Below are 19,169 nucleotides of genomic sequence, written 5' to 3' on the forward strand. Positions count from 1 at the left end.
GCATCCCCGCGGCGACGGCGTCGTCGCGCATGCCTGGGCTTCGGCGCACTCTACGCCGAAGCCCCGGCGATTTCATGACGGATCGTGCGCGCTTTCAGTCCTCCTCCGCGTGCGGCCGCCATGACTCGCTCAGTTGCTTCTGCACCGGCGGCGGTACCGGTTCGTAGTGGCTCAGCTCCATGCTGTAGCGGCCGCGGCCACCGGTGACCGCGCGCAGCTCGGTGGCGTAATCGGCCAGCTCGGCCAGCGGCGCCTGCGCGCGGATCAGCAGCTCGCCGCCGCGCTGCAGATCGGTGCCGAGAATGCGCGCGCGCTTGCCGGCGAGGCCGCCGGTGATGTCGCCCACGTGCTGCTCGGGAATCGCCACCTCCACGTCCACGATCGGTTCGAGCACGATCGGCCGCGCCTTGCCCACCGCATCGAGGAAGGCCTTGCGCCCCGCGCTGATGAAGGCCACTTCCTTGGAGTCGACCGCGTGATGCTTGCCATCCAGCACGGTCACGCGCACGTCTTGCAGCGGGAAGCCGGCCAGCGCACCGTGGTCCATCGCCTGGCGCACGCCTTTCTCGATCGCCGGCAGGAACTGGCCGGGAATCGCGCCGCCCTTCACCGCGTCGACGAACTCGAAGCCGCCGCCGCGCGCCAGCGGTTCCACCTTCAGCAGCACCTCGCCGAACTGGCCGGCGCCGCCGGTCTGCTTCTTGTGGCGATGGTGGCCCTCGGCCGCTGCGGCGATCGTCTCGCGGTAGGCGATGCGCGGCGGATGGGTGAGCACCTCCACGCCGTAGCGCTCGCGCATGCGTTCGAGCGCGATCGCCAGGTGCAGTTCGGACAGGCCGCGCAGCACCGTCTCGTTGAGCTCGCGCCGGTGCTCCACGCGCAGGCAAGGGTCTTCCTCGGCCAGCCGCGCCAGCGCCTGCGCCAGCTTCTGCTCCTGGCCTTTGTGCTTGGGCTCCAGCGCCAGCCCGGCCATCGGCTGCGGAAACGCCATCGGCGCAAGCTGGATGCGGTCTTCGTCGTGCGAGTCGTGCAGCACGGCGTCGAAGTGGATGTCCTCCACCTTCGCCACGGCGGCGATATCGCCCGGCACCGCCTGCTCGATCTCCACGTGACGAGTGCCTTCGATGCGCAGCAGGTGACCGACCTTGAACGGCTTGCGGCCGTCGTCGACGAACAGCTGGCTGTCGCGACGCACCGTGCCCTGCCACACGCGGAAGATGCCGAGCTTGCCCACGAACGGGTCGTTGACGATCTTGAACACGTCGGCGATCACATGGCGCGATGGATCGGCGCGCACCTCCACCGGCTGGTGCTGCGCATCAAGGAACGGTGGCGGGTTCGCCTCGCCCGGATGCGGCAGCAGCCGCTCGGCCAGCTCCAGCAGTTCGCCCACGCCCGCGCCGGTGCGCGCGCTGACGAAGCAGATCGGCACCAGATGCCCTTCGCGCAGGCACTGCTCGAACGCATCGTGCAGCTGCTGCGGCGTGATCGCCTCTTCGCCGGTGTCCAGGTACGCGCCCATCACGGTCTCGTTGATTTCCACCACCTGGTCGAGGATGTGCTGGTGCGCCTGCGCCAGCGAGGAGAAGTCGGTGGCGCCTTCGCGATGGAAGAACGCATCGAGCACACGCGCGCCGTCGTCGGCGGGCAGGTTCACCGGCAGGCACTGCGTGCCGAACGTTTCGCGCAGTTCGTCCACCAGCGAGGACAGTCGCGCGCCCTCGCTGTCGATGCGGTTGATCACCAGCACGCAGGCCAGTCCACGTTGGCGCGCGTGCTCTACCATGCGCCGGGTGCCGTGCTCGATGCCGTTGGCCGCGTTGACCACCACCGCCACCGTGTCCACCGCTGCCAGTGCGGCCAGCGCCGGTCCGCGGAAGTCGGCGTAGCCGGGCGTGTCGATCAACTGGATGCGGCAGTCGCCGCGCGTCACCGCGGCCAGGCAGCTGTCGATCGAGTGCCCACGCGCCTTCTCCTGCGCATCGGTGTCGGAGAACGTGTTGCCGCGTTCCACCGAGCCGGTGGCCTGGATCGCGCCGCCGGCGAACAGCAGCGCCTCGAACAAGGTGGTCTTGCCGCTGCCGGCGTGGCCGGCCAGGGCGATGTTGCGGATCTGCTCGGTGCTATGGCCGTGGGCGTTCATGACGACCTCCCCAGGCGCAGCGCGTGGATCATGCGAAAGCCGGCCCACCGCGTGGTGTGCGGCGGCCGGCGAGGATGGTTGGCGAGCGGGGTGCTCCTCGATACGGACATGACAGAACCCTCCCTGGCGCAAACGCGGGTCCCGTGCCGGCATGAACGGCGCCGCACGAGGCCGCGTGGCGCGGCAGACGTTGGCGGGCCGTCATGGCAGTCCGCGGCGCGTGTGCGTCGGGGCGGTCATGGCGGAGAGGCGGCGACAGCCGCCGGTGTAGCGTTCTCCCATCGCGGCACGCGGTCAAGCTGCACTGCGGCTGGAAACGGGAACCCCGCGCGGCACGCACGGTCTGTGCAGAGCGCGCGATTCACGCGGCGTTTGCGACGGCCTCGCATGCTGGTCAGTCGCTTCCTTCATCCACTCGCCGAGGTTGATCATCGAACGCACGCCGCCGCTCGATCCGCATCGCTGGACGCCCGCGCCCGGGCTGGTGCCGCTGGATCCCGCCACGCGCGAGCTGCTGCGCACCCTGCGTCATCGTCGGCCACCGCGCGATCGTCGGCCGCACGCGCTGGCGTGGGCGCTGGTGGTGCTCCTGCATGCGCTCTTTGCCGTGGTGCTGTGGCACGAGACCCGGCCCGGCCCGCCGCGGGAATTCGCAGCGGCCGCAGCCGGGCCCAGCGAGGGCGTGCTGCAGGTGCGTTTCATCCCGCGTCGCACGGCCGCGGCGCCGAGCGCGGCGCCGCCGCCCGCGCTGCCGAACCCGCCGCCGCGGCCGAAGCCGGTACGCGAGCCGCCGCGGCCCGACGCGATGCGCGTGGAGGTGCCCGGGCCGGCGCCCGTGGCATCCGCCAGCGCCGCGCCCACGCCGCAACTGTTCGATCGCAACGGGGTGGCGCAGTTGCCCAGCGCATCGGCCAGCACGGCCGTGGCGCCGGTGCCGGGTTACGTGCAGCGTAAGCCCAAGGGCGACATGCAGGTGATGGATCACACCTCGCCGCTGCCGTACAAGGCCACGCGCTTCGAGCAGTACTTCCCGCCACCGGGCGAGAACGCGGCGCAGGCCGGCTTGCGCAAGATCGCGGCGCCGCTGTTCAAGCAGCACGCGGTGAACCTGCCGCGCGGCGTGCATCTCAAGTGCAGCCTGCTCGGCGGGTGCTCCGACCCGCCGGCACCGCCGCCGCCCAACGATGGCGACGAGCGCCTGAGCATGGCGCCCGCCGCGCCGCTGGCGAAGAATCCGCATCCGCCCACGCCGCCGACATTGCAGGCGTGTATCGCCGCGTGGCGCAGCGAAGGCCCGCTGCCCTACGGCTGCCCGGTGGATACGCCGGCGCGCGCGGTCGACGAGGAGGTGCGCCAGTGCATTGCGCTGTTCCGCGCCGGCAAGCGCCTGCCGACGTGGTGTCCGGCAGACACGGCACGGCGCGCGCAGGCGAAGGACGCCGCGCCGGCAGACGCGGCGTCGGGCGGCAAGCCCTGAGGCGCCCGCGGCGGCGGCATCGCGGCGGCGCACCCCGTTACACTCGCCGCCATGCCGCTGCCGCCTTCGGACCGTCCGGTCCGCCGCCCCGTCGTGATGCTCGAGTCGCCCCGTGAGGCGGCCGAGCGCGCGCGCGTGTACCGGCGCCGCACGCGGCAGAAGCCCCGCGACCGCTGGCTGCGCACCATCGCGCTGAGCGGCAGCCTGTTGCTGCATCTGGCGGTGCTGGTGGGCGCGGTGCTCGGCCCGGCCTACGTGCCCGAGCCGCCGCCGGAGCGGCCGGGCGATGCGCTGCAGGTGCGCTTCATCGAAAAGAAAAAGGAAGAGCCACCACCGCCGCCGCCCGTGCGCGGTACGCCACCGAAGCAGCGCGGGCCGGTGCATCGGGGCAGCGCCGCTCGCGTGGCCGTGCGCACGCGGTCGGCCGCCGTCGCCACGCCGGCGCTGCCGGCCGTGCCCGCGGCCGAGCCGATCCCGGTGCCTACGCTGCAACCGCCGGTGATCGACATTGCTAAGCGCACCAGCGTGCCGACGCCGCAGAAGGCCGTGACGGCACCGCCGCCGCCGCTCACCCTGCCTGCTCCCGCGCCGACACCGGATCTCGCCCCGGTGCCGCTCGCCGGTGAGCCGCCATCCATCACGCTGGACACGCCGCCGGGCGCCAAGCCGGTGCCGCCCGCATTCCAGCCCGAGCCGCCACGCAAGCCCCAGCTGGAAGGCAACCGTCCGATCCCGCCGCCGGCCTCGCTGGCGATGCCCGAGCTGCCCGCGCAGTCGGCGCCCACGCTGGCGCCGCCGACCGTGGCGCTGGATGCGCGCGTGCCACTCACCGCGGCGCCGCCCAGCGTGGTGCTGGCCCGCCCGCAGGCCGCTGCCGCCGCGCCGCCGGTGCCGGAGCTGCAGGCCGTGCCGGTGCCGGCGCAGGCAGCGCCGCAGGTCAACCTGCAGCCGCAGATCAGTGCACCGACGCCGATCGTCGTCGCCACCGAACGGCCGCAGGTGCAGGCGCCCGCCGTCACCGTGGCGCCAGCCGAGCCGCAACTGGAAGCGGTGCCGGTGGCGCCGCTGGCGCCGAGCTTGATCGAACAGCCGCGTGCCCCGGCGCCCGCGGCACCGACGCTGGACACGCCCGCGCCGCGCGTGGCGATCACGGTGGCGCGGCCCGAGCTCACCCCGGAAGCCAGCGCGGCCACGCCCACGCCGGTAGCAGCCGCGCAGCCGTCGAAGGCGTCTGCCGCCGCCGAGCAGGCGAACGCGTCGAGCGAAACCGCCAGCGCACCGCAGGCCACCGAATCACGCGCGGCGGACCAGGCCAGCGCCGCGGGCGAACGCGATGTCAGCACCGCCCCGGACGCCACGCCGCAGGGCAGCGACACCGCCACGCCCGGCTCGCCCGCCGGCCAGGAGCAGGCGCCGGCGCTGGCGATCGGCCAGGACGGCTCCATCGCCTTACCCGCGCCGGGGCAGGGTGCCGGCAAGGCGAGCGAGGGCAGCGCGGCAGGCAACGCCGCCGCCGGTGCGGCCAGCGGCCAACCCGGTGACTACATCCAGCTCAAGCCGCACGGCGACGTGCAGATCATGGAACACCGCGCGCCCAACATCGGCTACAAGTCGACCCGTTTCGAGCAGGACTGGGCGCCCGAAGGCGAGAGCGCGATCGACACCGCGCTGCGCCACGCGGTGGAGAAGACCACGGTGAAGCACACCTTCCATTTGCCGCGCGGCGTGCGCATCGAATGCGCGGCGATGCCGCTGTTTCCGATCGCGGTGTTCGGCTGCCACAACCCCGATCCGCTGGCCAAGGCGGTGGAGCCGGAGATCTACCAGCGGCTCAACCTGCCGTCGGCCCCGCTGGCGCCGCCGCCCGCGCCGGCGGCCAGCGTGGCGAAGGCGCCTGCTGCGCCGATCCTGCTGGACAACACGGTGCAATGCGCCAACGCGCGCGTCGCCGGTGGGCCACTGCCGCCGGGCTGCACCAGTGCCGTCAGCGCGCCGCCGAAAGCGCCGCTGGGCCCGGCGCGGCCGTCCAGTTCATGGGTGCCGGCCAGCGATCAGTTCTAGTCGCGGCGATTGTACGGGGCATGGGTGACCCTTGTTGGTCAGTCGCCATGGCGTCGGTCGGTGTCGCCAAGAGCATCGCGACTGAAGCCGCTCCTGCGGGGGCTCGCCCTGCCTTGCGGGGTCGCGTAAGCGTGGTCAGCGTTCTTCCGCTGGCGGCTCGATCGCCTGCAGCAGCGCGTGCAGCTGTTCGCGCAGCGATTCGATGTCGTGCGCGGGCAGCGCGATCTGGCAGCGCACGCCTTCCGGGATGTTGCCGGCACGGCGCTTGAGCGCGCGACCTGCGGCCGTCAGCGCGATGCGCACGCAGCGCTCGTCGGTTCGGTCGCGGGTGCGCGTCAGCAGGCCGTTGGCCTCCATGCGCTTGAGCAGCGGCGTGAGCGTGCCCGAATCGAGCATCAGCGCCTGGCCGATCTCGCCCACGGTGCACGGCGCGTGTTCCCACAGCACCAGCAGCACCAGGTATTGCGGATAGGTGAGGCCGAGCGCATCGAGCGCCGGGCGCGCCAGTCGGGTGATCCGGTTGCTGGCCGCGTACAGCGCGAAGCACAGCTGGCGCTTGAGACACAGCGGCGAAGCATCGTCAGCGGGCAGGGCGGAGGCAGGAGGCGTGGCGCGGGAGCGGCTCATGGCGTGAGGGTGCAGCACGCGCGCGGCGCGGACAAGCCATCCGATGGCCTGGCCGCGCCGCGCGGCGGGTCAGCCCAGCGCCGGGTAGTCGGTGTAGCCCTTGGCATCGCCGCCATACAGCGTGTCCGCATTCAGCGCATTCAGCGGTGCGTTCTCGCGCAGCCGGTGCGGTAGGTCCGGGTTGCTGATGAACGGACGGCCAAACGCCACCATGTCGGCCTTGCCGCTGGCCACCGCGTCGATCGCCATGGCGCGGTCGTAGCCGTTGTTGACGATCCACGTGCCCTTGAACGGCCCGCGCATGGCGGCGTAGTTGAACGGTTGCGGTGCGCGATCGCCGCCGGTCTCGCCCTCGATCACGTGGATGAAGGCAAGATCCAGCGTGGCCAGGCGTTCCACGGCACGATTGAACAGCGACTGCGGGTCGCTGTCGGCCAGATCGCCGAACGCGGTCAGCGGCGACAGCCGCACGCCGGTGCGACCCGCGCCGATCTCCTTCGCCACCGCCTCGCACACTTCGACTAGCAGACGCGTGCGGTTCTCGATGCTGCCGCCGTAGGCGTCGGTGCGCTGGTTGGACTTGTCGCGCAGGAACTGGTCGATCAGGTAGCCGTTGGCGGCATGCACCTCGACGCCGTCGAAGCCGGCCTCGATGGCGTGACGCGCGGCGACGCGATAGCTGTCGATGAGCGCAGGGATCTCATCCAGTTCCAGCGCGCGCGGGGCAGAGACGTCGGTGAACCCGTCGGCGGTGAACACCTTGGCCTCGGCGCGGATCGCCGAGGGCGCCACCGGCGCTTTGCCGCCGGGCTGCAGCGAGGTGTGCGAGATGCGGCCCACATGCCACAGCTGCAGCACGATGCGCCCGCCGGCGGCGTGCACGGCATCGGTCACTTTCTTCCAGCTCTTCACCTGTTCGGGCGAATAAATGCCCGGCGTGGCGATGTAGCCCTGGCCCTCGGGCACCACCTGGGTGGCCTCGGCGATGATCAGGCCGGCACTGGCGCGCTGGCTGTAGTAGGTGGCCTGCAGGTCGCCCACGGTGTTGCCCTGGCCTGCGCGGTTGCGGGTGAGCGGGGCCATCACGATGCGGTTAGGCAGCTTCAGCTCGCCCACGGTGATCGGCTGGAACAGGACATCGACGTCGGCCGAGGCGGCGTGATCGGTCATGGAGGCTCCTTGGGTGGTTCGGGTGGATTGGGGCGTTCAGGCGATGCGCGCACGCGAATCGGAGCAGGCACGATCTGCGCGGGCAGGCTTCAAGGGTGGGGGCAGCTTTTCATATTTCAAGCAATTGAATTGTGTGCGACACAATGTGCTTGAGCTGTGACGACGTCGCGCTTCAGGGGTCGATACGCGTGCGGTGCCACCACTGCGAGAAGCTGGTGCAGGGGCGCTCGACCGGGGCGAACAGGCGCGGTACCGGGCGCAGTGCGATGTCGTCGCGAAGCTGGCGCAGCTGGCTGCGCGCGTGCGGATCGCCAATCGCCTGCACGCTGCGTGCATCGGCCAGCGCGGCGCGCAGCGAGGCGGCATCGGCGAACCAGCGGTGCGTCGCAAGCGATGACTGCAGATCCGCCACGAAGCTCCACCGCCGCGTCGACCACGGCCAGCGCGCGTGCCATTCGGCCACCGCGATGGCCACGATCACCGTCTGCGCCGGCAGGTCCGCCGGCGGCGCGCGCAATGCCCAGGGATGCACCAGCCAGACGTCGCGCCCGGCAAGCGCCCGTGCATACGGCGCCTGGAAACCGCCCGGCGGCGGGGCGGCGAGCAGCGGCGGCTCGTTCAGCACGGGAGTGGCCAGACTCGCGCCCGGCGCGGCCACGGCGTCGGCGTGCCGCGCCATGCGGTCCAGCGCCTCGTAGCTGCGGTCGACGACCGTGCCTGGGCTGTGCCATTCGCGCGGGGCGTACTTGGCCACGTTCTCGGCGTTGAACAGATACGGCTTGTGGCTGCCGGTGCCGGCCACCCATTGCCAGCTCAGGTGATTGCTGGCCAGGTCGCCATCGAGCAGATGGCCATAGAGCCAGTCGGCGCCCGCACGCCAGTGCACCTTGCGCAGGTGCACCACGTAGCTGGCCAGCCACATCCGCGCGTGGTTGTGCAGGTAGCCGGTGGCGTACAGCTCGGCCACGGCGCGGTCGATCACCGGCACCCCGGTGTGGCCGGCGCGGATGTCCTGCGGCAGCGTGCGCGCGTAGGCCGCGTCGGGCAGCGGGCCGGCGTGCAGCGAGGCAAAGATCGCTTCGCCGTGGCGCTCCCACACGTGGTGGAAGTACTCGCGCCAGCCGAACTCGTAGACCAGCTTGTGCTGCGGATTCAACGCAAAGCGCGCGGCGATGTCGTCGTGAACCTCGGGCAGGGTCAGCACGCAGTGGCTGAGGTAGGGCGACAGTCGCGTCACGGCACCGTCCAGCGCATTGCGGCTGCGCGCGTAATCGGCCGGGCGCACGGCGGCGAGGCGGGCAAGCGCGGCGTCGCGGGAGGCGGGAAAGAGCGACGAGTTCATGGGAAAAGATCGGCTTGCGCGAACGGTGCGGTGTCACGCCAGGCGTGTCGGCGCCGGGCACTCGGCAGCAGGCCGCTGCGGCGCGAGCGGGGCCGGGGCTGGATCGTTGGCGCCGTGCCGCGCGCCTGCGGCCGGCCTCGTATTGCGTGCAGGTGCCGCCTGGCCGTGGCGGCGAGCGGCACGGCGGAGGCCAGGCGCGGGTCGCGTTTTGAGCCGGAGGATCGCAGTCTGGGGCATGGCCCCAGTTACGGACGGCACTCGCATTCGGATGCGCGGTGCTACCTCGGCTGCCCCAGGCGCGAGCGGCGCCAGGCCGGCGCGCTCGGCCCCGCGGTGGCCATACCGGCTACAGCAGGCGCAGCAGTTCCTTCATCAGCGGCAGGCGCCGCACGCGCACCGCGGTGGCGCGGAACACGGCATTGGCCAGCGCCGGCGCGGCGGTGGGCATGGCCAGGAAACTGGCGCCGGTGGGCGGGCGGTCGTCGTCGGCCACCACGATCACGTCCACCGTGTTCGGCAGCTGCGCCATGGTGGCCAGCGGGTAGGCCTTCCAGTCGTGCTGCTGCACCTGGCCGTCTTTCACCGTGATGGCCAGGTTGAGCGCCTGCGACAACGCATCGAGCGTGGCGCCGGCGAGCTGGCCTTCCAGACCGGTGGGATTGATCACGCGGCCCACGTCAGCGACGCAGACCACTCGCTCGATGGTCAGCTGCTCGCCCTTCATCGAGGCCTCGATGGCGTGCGCCACGTAGGCGCCATCGAGATGCCAGCTGGCGATGCCCAGGCCGTTGACGGTGTGCAGCCAGTTGCTCCAGTTGATGCGTTCGGCGGCGAGCTTGAGCACATTGGCGAGGCGGCCGGTGTCCAACGTGCCGCCGTTGGGCAGCGGCAGCTGGCGCGCCTCACCGAGCAGGCGCAGGCGGGTGTCCAGCGGGTTCTCGCGCATCACGTGCGCGATCTCGTCGATGAAGCTTTCCACCGCAAACGCGTTGGCCACGTCGGGCATGCCGCGCATCGGGCCACGCGGCGTGGCGGCCTGCAGGGCGTACCAGTCGCTGCGGTAGTTCGGAATCAGCCCGGCTGGCAACTGCGCGGCGCTCGCTTCGGACATCCATAGGCGGTCGTCCGGCACGCCGCGGCCGACCAGTGCCGGCGCGCTGGCCATGCGCTGGTTCCAGGCCAGCACGTCGCGCTTGCGATCGACGATCGCCTGCAGCGTGTGCACGCTGCCGGAGCGGTAGAAGTCGTGGGTGAGGTCGTCCTCGCGCGTCCACAGCAGGCGCACGGGCTTGTCGAGCATCTTGGCCAGCATCACCGCTTCGGCGACGAAGTCGTGATCGAGCCGGCGGCCGTAACCGCCGCCCACGCGAGGCACCCGAATGTCGATCTGCGCGGCGGGCAGGCCGGTGAGGCGCTGCACCACGGTCCAGGCGTCCTGGGGCGCCTGGGTGGGCACGACCAGCTCGGCGCGATCCTTGTCCACCCGCGCCAGGCAGTTCATCGGCTCGGCCGTGGCATGGGCCAGCCACGGTTGCACGTAGGTGGCCTCGATGCGGCGCGCGGCCTTCTTGCCGGCGGCGATGACGTCGCCGTCGTCGCGCACGCGCTTGGTCGGGAGGGCGTCGTCATCGGCGACCAGCGCGAGCGCCTGCTGTTCGAGCGCAAATGTGGACTCGCCCGCCGCGGCGCCGGGCTTCCATTTCAGGTCGAGCGCGGCCCGGCCCTGCAGCGCGGCCCAGGTGGTCTCCGCCACCACCGCCACCGAAGCGGTGCGCGGGGTGGTGCCCACGGCCTGGCCGGGCTCCGGCGCCAGCTGCAGCACCTTCAGCACGCCCTTCACGGCAAGCGCTTTGGCGGTGTCGATGCGGTCCAGGCTGCCGTCGGGCCACGGGCAATGCGCCAGCACCGCGACCACGGCGTCGCCGGGCTGATGATCGATGGCGAAGCGCGCGGCGCCGGTGACCAGCGCCAGCGCGTCGGCGTCGCCGGTGCCGTGGCCGATCAGCGTGTAGCGGTCGGGCGTCTTCACTGCCACCGGCGCCTTGGGCGGGTCGATCCGCGCGGCGGCCTCGGCGAGGCTGCCGTAGTCCAGGCGGCGGCCGTCGCGACTGATCACCCGGCCGGCCTCGCTGCGCAACTGGTCGGCGGGAACGCCGAGCTGGCGCGCCGCGGCCTGGGTCAGCAGCCAGCGGGCCAGCGCGCCGGCCTGGCGCAGATCGTTCCACGCCGCCGGCACCGAGCTGCCGGTGCCGCCGAGCTGGTGGCCGTAGATGAAGCGCGGCTTGCCGTTCGCGTCCTCGGTGGCCGGCCCCAGGCCGATCACCTTCACGCTGGACCAGTCCGCGTCGAGTTCGTCGGCGATGATGCGCGCCAGCGCGGTGGTCGCGCCGGTGCCGGTTTCCGGATCGCGCGCGCCGATCAGCACGCTGCCGTCCGCGTTGATGCGCACGTACGCGCCCAGCCCGTACAGCGTGTCGCCGAGCCAGCCCGCCGGCACCGGCGCATCGGCCGCGTCGACCAGCGGAATGCCCACCACCAGCGCACCGGTGGCGCCAGCCAGCACCTGCAGGAAGCGGCGGCGCGAGAGTTCGATGCGTGCGCTCATGCCTGCGCTCCCTTGGCCGCGCCCACGCGCTGGATCGCCTTGCGCACGCGGCTCTGGCAGCCACAGCGGCAGAGGTTGGGCAAGGTGTCGATATCCGCGTCGGTGGGATGCGGGTGGCGGCGCAGCAGGTCGACGCCGGCGATCAGCCAGCCGGCGGTGCAGTAGCCGCAGCCGATCGCGTCCTCGTCGATGAAGGCTTGCTGCAGCGGATGCAGGGTGCCGTCGGTGCCGGCCAGGCCCTCCACGGTGGTCACCTGGCGACCGGCCAGCTTGCTCATCGGCACGGTGATGGCGGAGGTCGCCTTGCCGTCGACGAGCACCAGGTCGGCGCCGCTGACGCCTTTCGCGTCGGCGTACTTGGTGCCGGTGAGCTGCAGCACCTCGCGCAGGTACCACAGCAGCGGCATCTCCGGGTCGCCGGTGTGGCGGTAGCCCTCGCCGTTGATCTTGAGCGCGATGCCGGCGCGGACTTTCTCCGGGACGATGGTGTTTTCCGGAACGTCCAGATGATCCTGGCCCTGCAACTGCGCCATCTAAAGCACTCCCGTCAGCGAACGCGGCATTTTCGCATCACGCGGTGGGTTTAGGGGCGCGCCGCACTGAACAGCCGCCGCCAGACGAAGTACACCGGCGCACCGGCCAGCATGATCAGCACGCCGATGCCGGCGTTGCGCGGGTTGCTCAGCATGGTCTCGACCACTACCCAGCCGATCACGCCGATGAAGATCAGCGGCAGCAGCGGATAGCCCGGCACCCGGAAACTGGCGGTGCCACCATCGTGGCGGCGATACCAGAACAGCGTGGCCACGCCGATCGCGCAGGCCAGCCAGTCGGCGAAGGTGGCGTAGTCCAGCAGCTGGCCGTAGCTGCCCGACAGCACCAGCACGATCGACCACCCCGCCAGCAGCACCAGCGCCAGGTTCGGCGTGCGGTGCACCGGGTGCAGCCGCGCCACCGAGCGGAAGAACAGCCCGTCCTCGCCCATCACCTGCAGCACGCGCGCGCCGGCCACCAGGGTGATGTTGCAAAAGCCCAGCGTGGAGATGGCGATGCCGAGCGCGATCACCTTCGCGCCGGCGGTGCCGAACACCCGCTGCATCACGTCCGCCGCCGGCGCCGTGCTGGCGGCCAGGCCGTCGTGTCCGAGCGCGGCGAGGTAGGCCACGTTGACCAGCGCGTAGGCCAGGATGACGCCGAGCATGCCCAGGAACAGCGCGCGCGGCAGGGTGCGCTGCGGTTGATCCACTTCGCCGGCGAGGTTGTTGAGGTAGGTGAAGCCCGAATAGGCGAACAGCACCGGCAGTGCCGCACCCATGAAGCCGACCCCGCGGCGCGCCTCGTCCACGCCCAGCACGGCCTGCGCGCCGTGGCCCACCCCGGCCAGATACAGCCCGCAGCCGACCAGTGCGGCCACCGCCGTCAGTTTGAGCAGGGCGAAGGTGTTCTGGATCGTGGCGCCAAGCCGGATGCCGAACAGGTTGATGCCCGCCACGAAGGCCAGCGCGGCGGTGGCCAGCGGTGTGGCTGCGCCCGGCGGCAGATCGAACAGCGCCGAGGCGTAGCTGGCGAAGATGGTGGCCACCGCCGCGGTGGAGCCGGAGTAGATCACCAGCAGCATGGTCCAGCCGAACAGGAACCCGGCCAGCGGCCCGAATGCCTCGCGCAGGTAGACGTAGATGCCGCCCGCGCTGGGCCGGCGCGCGCCCAGTTCCGCGTAGCAGAGCGCGCCGATCAAGGTGAGCACGCCCGCGCCCACCCACATCGCCAGCAGCGCCAGCCCCGACTCGGTGCGCTGCGCGGCGATGCCCGGGTTGAGAAAGATGCCGCCGCCGATGATCCCGCCGATCACGATCAGCGCTGCATCCAGGGGGCGCAGGGCGCGGACGTAGCGGGCGGTGCTGGCGGGATCGCTCATGCTCGGGCTCGTGGTTTCAAGGACGCGCGAGCATGGCGTGACGGGGCGTGGCGCGGCAAGCCCCGCGCCCGCCCAAAGAAAAGGCCGGCCGCGGTGCGCCCGCGGCCGGCCTTCGGGTCACGGGCGCGTGGCCCGCGATGGGGTGGATCAGAAGCGGAAACGGCTGCGCAGGAACAGGTCGAGGTTCTCCACGTCCAGCGTGCCGATGCCGGCACCCGGCGTGTAGCGCGGGGCACCGTGGTAGAACCAGTTGTCACCGGCGTTGACGCTGTTGAACGGCGAATAGCGGCCGTAGCCGAACACGTTCTGCAGGAAGTACACCTGCGGATTCCACAGCCCGATGCGGTGCCCCGCGCTCTGCCGCAGCAGCGCGGTGATGCCGTTGAGTTGCGGCGCCACGAAGCTGGTGCCACCGGAGCCCGAGGTCACCCCGCCATCGGTGCTGGACACCACCAGGTAACCGGTTTCCGGGTCCGCATTGAGCGAAATATCCGGCAGGTTGCGGCCGTGGAAGTGGTTGGGCAGCTTGAGCAGCGTGGTCGGGCCGGCGGCGGGGTCGTTGTAGTCCAGCGACTGGTGATTCTCGGTGGCCTGCACGCCGCGGGTAAGGAACTGGTAGGCCGGCCGGCGCCAGTAGCTGCTCACGCCGCCGCCACCGCCGACCGAGAACAGGTCGATCGCGCCCGCGCCGTAGTAGGTGTCGAAGTAGTTCTGCAGGTAGCTCCAGCCCCACACGCTCTCCTGCGTGATGGACGCCACCGGATTGCTGCCGAAGGCGAAGCTGAAGGGCGTGGTGGTGCCGCCGGCGGCGGTGATGTACGGATCGGAGGCGGGCGAGTCCACCGTCAGCGGCGCGCTGAATTCGCCCGGGCCGGTGCCGTAGCCGAGTCCGCGCACGGTGTCATACGCGCCCGAGTCGCCGCTGGCTGCGAACACCGACTGCCCCTGCGCGGCGGCTTCCATGAAGATCTGGTGGAACGCGCGCAGGCTGCCCACGTCGGTGGTGTCGTTCACCTTGGCGCCATCCACGTTGAGCGCGGCGAAGTTGTAGATCTCCGGCAGGCCCCAGCTGGTGGAGATGCTGTCCGCGCGGTTGTCCGACACCGCCTGTGCGAACGCGTTGAGAAAGCTCGCAGTGGTGTTGGGCGCGTCGTACACCAGCACGTCGGCAAACGGCGCCAGGCCGCCGGCCTGTTCAACGTCCAGCGCGGTTTCGCCGCTGCCGCCGTTGATGCTGCCGCCGCCGTCGACGTGGATCTGCTCGATGCGATGCGGCTTGGTCGCCAGGCCGATGCCGCTCCAGTAGGCCTCCGCATCGGCCGGGTCGAAATCGGCCAGCGTGACGATCGCGACGGTGGAGCCGGCGCCGCTGATGCCGCGCTGATACAGCGGATTGATGTTGTAAAAATTGGCCACGTCGCCCACGGTGTATTCGCCCGGCTGGCCGGTGGCCGTGGGGTTGCTCGCCGCGGCGGTGCTGCGCAGGGCGCCCATCACGTTCATGCCGCTCAGGCGCGACATGGTCTGCGGCAATCGCGGCGTGGTGATGCGGTGCGAGAGGTAGGTCGATTCGTTGCTGAGGCCCAGCGTCGCCACCACCGAGTCGGCCAGTTCGGTCGGCATCACCAGCGCGGCCGCGGGGCGATGGAACACCTTGCCGGTAGCCAGCGAGCGGTAGTTGTGGATCGGCGCGCGGAACGCGCTGGCGAACTGACCGAGGCTGCCGCTCACGCGCACGGTGACGTGGTTGGCGAGTACCTCGCTGCGCAGGCCCTGCGTGGCGAGGTAACGCTGCACGCGCTTGATCTGGGCATCGGTGGCGCCGTAGCGGCGGGCGAACTCGGCGGTGCTGAGGAACTTCTGGAAGTTCGGGCTGCCGGGCGTCACGGTCTGCTGGATGAATCGCTCCAGTCCCGCTTCATCGCGCAACTTGAGCATCAGGGTGACGTTGACGGGCTGGCTGGACGGGGCGATGCCCATGTCCATGCGCTGAGACGCGTCGGCGGCCTGGGCGCCGAGCGAGGCGCCGGCGAGCAGAAGCGTGAGCGCGGTGGCCAGGGTGGTGCGGCGGAACGTGGCGAGCATGTGCGGTTCTCCTTGAGCGAGGTGAGGCTGGAGACCTCTGTGCAGGCCATGCGCAGCACCGCCCGCTGCTCTCCAGCCCAGCTGTCGAGCGCGTCATCACGTGGATGACCCCTTATCCCTGCACGCCGCTGCCGCCCCCTGTCGAAGGCAGCGCCGTCCGCTGAGCTTGCTCCCGATCGCCTCGCCGGAAAAGTGCCCTGCGGCTAGATGACCAGCGCCCCGCGCACGGTCAGCGCGCAGGCGCCGCCGATGGTGATGGCGCCGGTGGCCGCATCGCGCGCCACCTCCACCAGACCATCGCGACCCACTTCGCGGCCCTGGCTGGCGCGGTGGTGCAGCCCGTAGCGGGCGTCGCCGCGCGCACCCAGCACGGCCATGATCGCGGCGTTGGCGCTGCCGGTGACCGGGTCTTCTGGGATGCCGTCGCCGGGGCAGAATGCGCGCACCGCCATCGCCGCCGTGCCGTCGGTCTCGGCGCCGAACACGCTCACGCCGACCAGGGCGTTGTGCTCGCACAGCGCCGCGATCGCGGCGAGGTCCGGCGCCAGCGCGCGCACCGCGTTGGCGTGTTGCAGGTCGCACAGCAGCCAGTGCGGGCCGTTGTCGACCCGCGCCATGTCCGCTTCGTCCAGGGTGGCGGGCAGCGCGGCGGCAAGCCGCGAGCGCAGCCCGGCGTCGATGGGCGCAATCCGCGCCGGTGGTGCCTGCACGTGGATCACCCGCGCCGCGCCGTCACCCTCCACCCGCACCGGCAGCAGGCCGGCAGCGCACTCCTGCACCAGCCCGCGCTTGCCTGCTTCCACTAGTCCGGCCTCGATCGCGGCATAGGCGCTGCCCACGCTGGGATGGCCGGCGAACGGCAGCTCCTGGCGCGGAGTGAAGATGCGCACACGATAGTCGGCCTGCGGCGTGGTCGGCGACAGCAGGAAGGTAGTTTCGGACAGGTTGGTCCAGCGGGCGAAGGCCTGCATGGTCGCGCTGTCGATGCCCTCGGCGTCGATCACCACGGCCAGCGGATTGCCGCGCAAGGGGCGGTCGGCGAAGACGTCCAGTTGCATGAAGCGGCGGGTGGGCATGAGGGAGTCCTCGGTTATCGAGGAACCTTGCCAGGGCCGATATCCGTGCAGCAAGACAGCCTAGCCGGCTTGCTGATTTTTGTAGGGGATCGCCTGCAGACAAATTCGTCATAAATTTGTTAATTTCCGCGCGCCCTGCGTCCAGGCAAGGCCGCAAGGGAACGCAAATCCAAACAACAGGGATCACAACATGAAAAAGATTCTCGGCGTCGCGTTGGTCGCGGCACTCGCCCTTGGTTCGTCCGTGGCATGCGCTGCCGACAGCTATGGTTTTGTCAATGTCGGCGTTGGCCAGGCGGTGTATCACGAAGGTCGCACCGATAACCTGGGCTTCAAGCTTGACGAGAAGGACACCGCCGGATCCTTCCGCGTGGGTGCCGCTTGGCGCGGCCCCGTGGACTTCGGTGTCGAGGGCGGATACGTGAACCTCGGCGACCTGGTCTCGAAGTACGATTCGGGCGACAACCACGCCCACGACACCATCAATGCGAAGGGCTGGCTGCTCGGTGTGAATGCGACCCACCGCTTCGAGTCCCCCTGGTATCTGCAGGTGCGTGGCGGCTGGTTCCGTTCGACCGTCGACGAAGATTTCCGCTACACAAGCCCGTTCTATGACGACTACTTCAGCGGCAGTGCTTCCGGCGACGGCTGGTACGCGGGCATCGGCGGCGGTTACGACTTCAGCCACGACTTCAGCATCGGCCTCAACTACGACAACTACCACGCGGTAGCCAAGGTGGACGGCGACAAGATCGGCGGCAATGTGTCGGCGTTCACGGTGCAGCTCGAGTACCGTTTCTGATTCCAGCGATGAGGCATGCACCGGCGTTGGGCCGGTGCTCTCCCACGACGGCCGCCCTGCGCGGCCGTCGTGCTGTCTGGTCACACCTATTTGGTCCGTGAGGCCGGCGCTCGGGCACAATAGGGGGCTTGTGCCGCCTTTCCCGCGCGGCGTTGCAAGCCAAAGCCAGCCATGACCACCATCAAGCAAGCCGACCTGATCCAGTCCGTCGCGGACGCGCTGCAATACATCAGCTACTACCACCCGGTCGACTACATCACGAATCTGGCCGCCGCCTACGAGCGCGAGGAGGCGCCCGCGGCCAAGGACGCGATGGCGCAGATCCTGATCAACTCGCGCATGGCTGCCGAGGGCCATCGTCCGCTGTGCCAGGACACCGGCATCGTCACGGTCTTCCTGAAGGTGGGTATGGACGTGCGCTGGGAGGGTTTCACCGGCTCGCTGGAAGACGCTGTCAACGAAGGCGTGCGTCGCGCCTACAACGACCCGGACAACAAGCTCCGCGCCAGCGTGCTGGCCGATCCGGCCGGCAAGCGCAGCAACACGAAGGACAACACCCCGGCGGTGATCAACGTCTCGATCGTGCCGGGCGACAAGCTCAACGTGATCGTCGCGGCAAAGGGCGGCGGCTCGGAGGCGAAATCCAAGTTCGCCATGCTCAATCCTTCCGACTCCATCGTCGACTGGGTGCTCAAGACCGTACCGACCATGGGCGCCGGTTGGTGCCCGCCGGGCATGCTCGGCATCGGCATCGGCGGCACCGCCGAGAAGGCGATGCTGCTGGCGAAGGAGTCGCTGATGGAGCACATCGACATCCAGGAGCTGATCGCGCGCGGGCCGGCGAATCGCATCGAGGAGCTGCGTATCGAGCTGTACGAGAAGGTCAACGCGCTGGGCATCGGCGCGCAGGGCCTGGGCGGCTTGACCACCGTGCTTGATGTGAAGATCAAGGACTACCCAACCCACGCGGCCAACCTGCCGGTGGCGATGATCCCGAACTGCGCGGCCACCCGCCATGCGCACTTCACCCTGGATGGCTCCGGCCCGGTCGCGCTCGATCCGCCCTCGCTGGAGCACTGGCCCCAGCTCACCTACAACCCGACCAACGCGCGTCGGGTGAACCTGGACACCATCACCGCCGACGAGGTCGCCAGCTTCAAGCCGGGCGAGGTGCTGCTGCTCAACGGCAAGCTGCTGACCGGCCGCGACGCCGCGCACAAGCGCATGGTCGACATGCTCAACAAGGGCGAGCCGTTGCCGGTCGATTTCAAGGGGCGCTTCATCTACTACGTCGGCCCGGTCGATCCGGTACGCGACGAAGTGGTCGGCCCGGCCGGCCCCACCACCGCCACCCGCATGGACAAGTTCACCGAGCAGGTGCTGGCGCAGACGGGTTTGCTCGGCATGGTCGGCAAGGCCGAGCGTGGGCCGGCGGCGATCGAGGCGATCAAGAAGCACCGCTCCGTGTATCTGATGGCGGTCGGCGGTGCGGCGTACCTGGTGTCCAAGGCGATCAAGGCCTCCAAGGTGGTCGGCTTTGCCGATCTGGGGATGGAGGCGATCTACGAGTTCGAGGTCAAGGACATGCCGGTGACGGTGGCGGTCGACTCGGCGGGGACTTCGGTGCACAAGACGGGGCCGCGGGAGTGGCAGGCGCGAATCGGCAAGATTCCGGTCGTGGTCGAGTAAGCCCCGCACCGGCTTCTGCCCTCCTTCCCCGTCCGGGGAGGAAGACCACGTTTGCCGTGTCCCTCATCGTCGTCATTCCCGCGAACGCGGGAATCCACTTTGCTCTTCATCGCTTTGCTTCAGAAGCAATTGCCAGGAGCGGTTTCGTCCTCCTTCGGAGGCCGAGTCACTTCTCTT

The 19,169-nt window shown here is 70.4% G+C and carries 13 protein-coding genes; 4 read left to right on the forward strand and 9 right to left on the reverse strand.

Features of this window, described 5'->3' with window-relative positions; all coding sequences use genetic code 11:
* Positions 1-94: 94 nt before the first annotated feature.
* Complete coding sequence (fusA, locus tag ACQVBX_RS00640) at positions 95-2,143, reverse strand: elongation factor G (RefSeq protein WP_431635968.1); 2,049 nt, start codon at positions 2,141-2,143, stop codon at positions 95-97.
* Positions 2,144-2,567: 424 nt separating this feature from the next.
* On the opposite strand from fusA, the gene ACQVBX_RS00645 reads away from it, so the two are divergent.
* Positions 2,568-3,620 (forward strand): hypothetical protein, encoded by a 1,053-nt coding sequence (locus tag ACQVBX_RS00645; RefSeq protein ID WP_431635969.1) that lies wholly within the window; start codon positions 2,568-2,570, stop codon positions 3,618-3,620.
* A gap of 96 nt (positions 3,621-3,716) precedes the next feature.
* On the forward strand, positions 3,717-5,681 hold the full coding sequence (locus tag ACQVBX_RS00650) for a hypothetical protein (RefSeq protein WP_431635970.1): 1,965 nt from the start codon (positions 3,717-3,719) through the stop codon (positions 5,679-5,681).
* Between the two features lie 135 nt (positions 5,682-5,816).
* Here the strand turns inward: ACQVBX_RS00650 and ACQVBX_RS00655 are convergent, their stop codons facing one another.
* The 8 genes from ACQVBX_RS00655 to ACQVBX_RS00690 form a co-directional block, all read right to left on the reverse strand.
* Positions 5,817-6,308, reverse strand: a complete 492-nt coding sequence (locus ACQVBX_RS00655) for a MarR family winged helix-turn-helix transcriptional regulator (protein WP_431635971.1) — start codon at positions 6,306-6,308, stop codon at positions 5,817-5,819.
* 69 nt (positions 6,309-6,377) lie between these two features.
* Positions 6,378-7,478 carry an alkene reductase gene (locus ACQVBX_RS00660; protein WP_431635972.1) on the reverse strand — a complete coding sequence of 367 codons (1,101 nt, stop codon included), beginning with the start codon at positions 7,476-7,478 and terminating at the stop codon, positions 6,378-6,380.
* 172 nt (positions 7,479-7,650) lie between these two features.
* On the reverse strand, positions 7,651-8,820 hold the full coding sequence (locus tag ACQVBX_RS00665) for an FAD-binding domain-containing protein (protein WP_431635973.1): 1,170 nt from the start codon (positions 8,818-8,820) through the stop codon (positions 7,651-7,653).
* A 346-nt stretch (positions 8,821-9,166) separates the two neighbouring features.
* Positions 9,167-11,425, reverse strand: coding sequence for a molybdopterin cofactor-binding domain-containing protein (locus ACQVBX_RS00670; RefSeq protein WP_431635974.1), 2,259 nt, complete (start codon positions 11,423-11,425; stop codon positions 9,167-9,169).
* Positions 11,422-11,958 carry a (2Fe-2S)-binding protein gene (locus tag ACQVBX_RS00675; RefSeq protein WP_431635975.1) on the reverse strand — a complete coding sequence of 179 codons (537 nt, stop codon included), beginning with the start codon at positions 11,956-11,958 and terminating at the stop codon, positions 11,422-11,424. Before ACQVBX_RS00675 ends, ACQVBX_RS00670 begins: the two co-directional genes overlap by 4 nt.
* 50 nt (positions 11,959-12,008) lie before the next feature.
* Positions 12,009-13,340: an APC family permease gene (locus ACQVBX_RS00680; protein WP_431635976.1), complete on the reverse strand. Its 1,332-nt coding sequence runs from the start codon at positions 13,338-13,340 to the stop codon at positions 12,009-12,011.
* Between the two features lie 147 nt (positions 13,341-13,487).
* Positions 13,488-15,425 carry a S53 family peptidase gene (locus tag ACQVBX_RS00685; RefSeq protein WP_431635977.1) on the reverse strand — a complete coding sequence of 646 codons (1,938 nt, stop codon included), beginning with the start codon at positions 15,423-15,425 and terminating at the stop codon, positions 13,488-13,490.
* Positions 15,426-15,628: 203 nt separating this feature from the next.
* Positions 15,629-16,501, reverse strand: a complete 873-nt coding sequence (locus ACQVBX_RS00690; protein ID WP_431635978.1) for a PhzF family phenazine biosynthesis protein — start codon at positions 16,499-16,501, stop codon at positions 15,629-15,631.
* 190 nt (positions 16,502-16,691) lie between these two features.
* Between ACQVBX_RS00690 and ACQVBX_RS00695 the strand changes: the two genes are divergently transcribed.
* Together ACQVBX_RS00695 and ACQVBX_RS00700 are read left to right on the forward strand one after the other, a co-directional pair.
* Positions 16,692-17,303, forward strand: coding sequence for an outer membrane beta-barrel protein (locus ACQVBX_RS00695; protein ID WP_431635979.1), 612 nt, complete (start codon positions 16,692-16,694; stop codon positions 17,301-17,303).
* A 171-nt stretch (positions 17,304-17,474) separates the two neighbouring features.
* A complete protein-coding gene (locus tag ACQVBX_RS00700; protein ID WP_431635980.1) occupies positions 17,475-18,992 on the forward strand; it encodes a fumarate hydratase in 1,518 nt (505 codons plus the stop codon).
* Positions 18,993-19,169: the final 177 nt, after the last annotated feature.

This window comes from Dyella thailandensis (assembly GCF_050749815.1).
Classification (GTDB): domain Bacteria; phylum Pseudomonadota; class Gammaproteobacteria; order Xanthomonadales; family Rhodanobacteraceae; genus Dyella_A.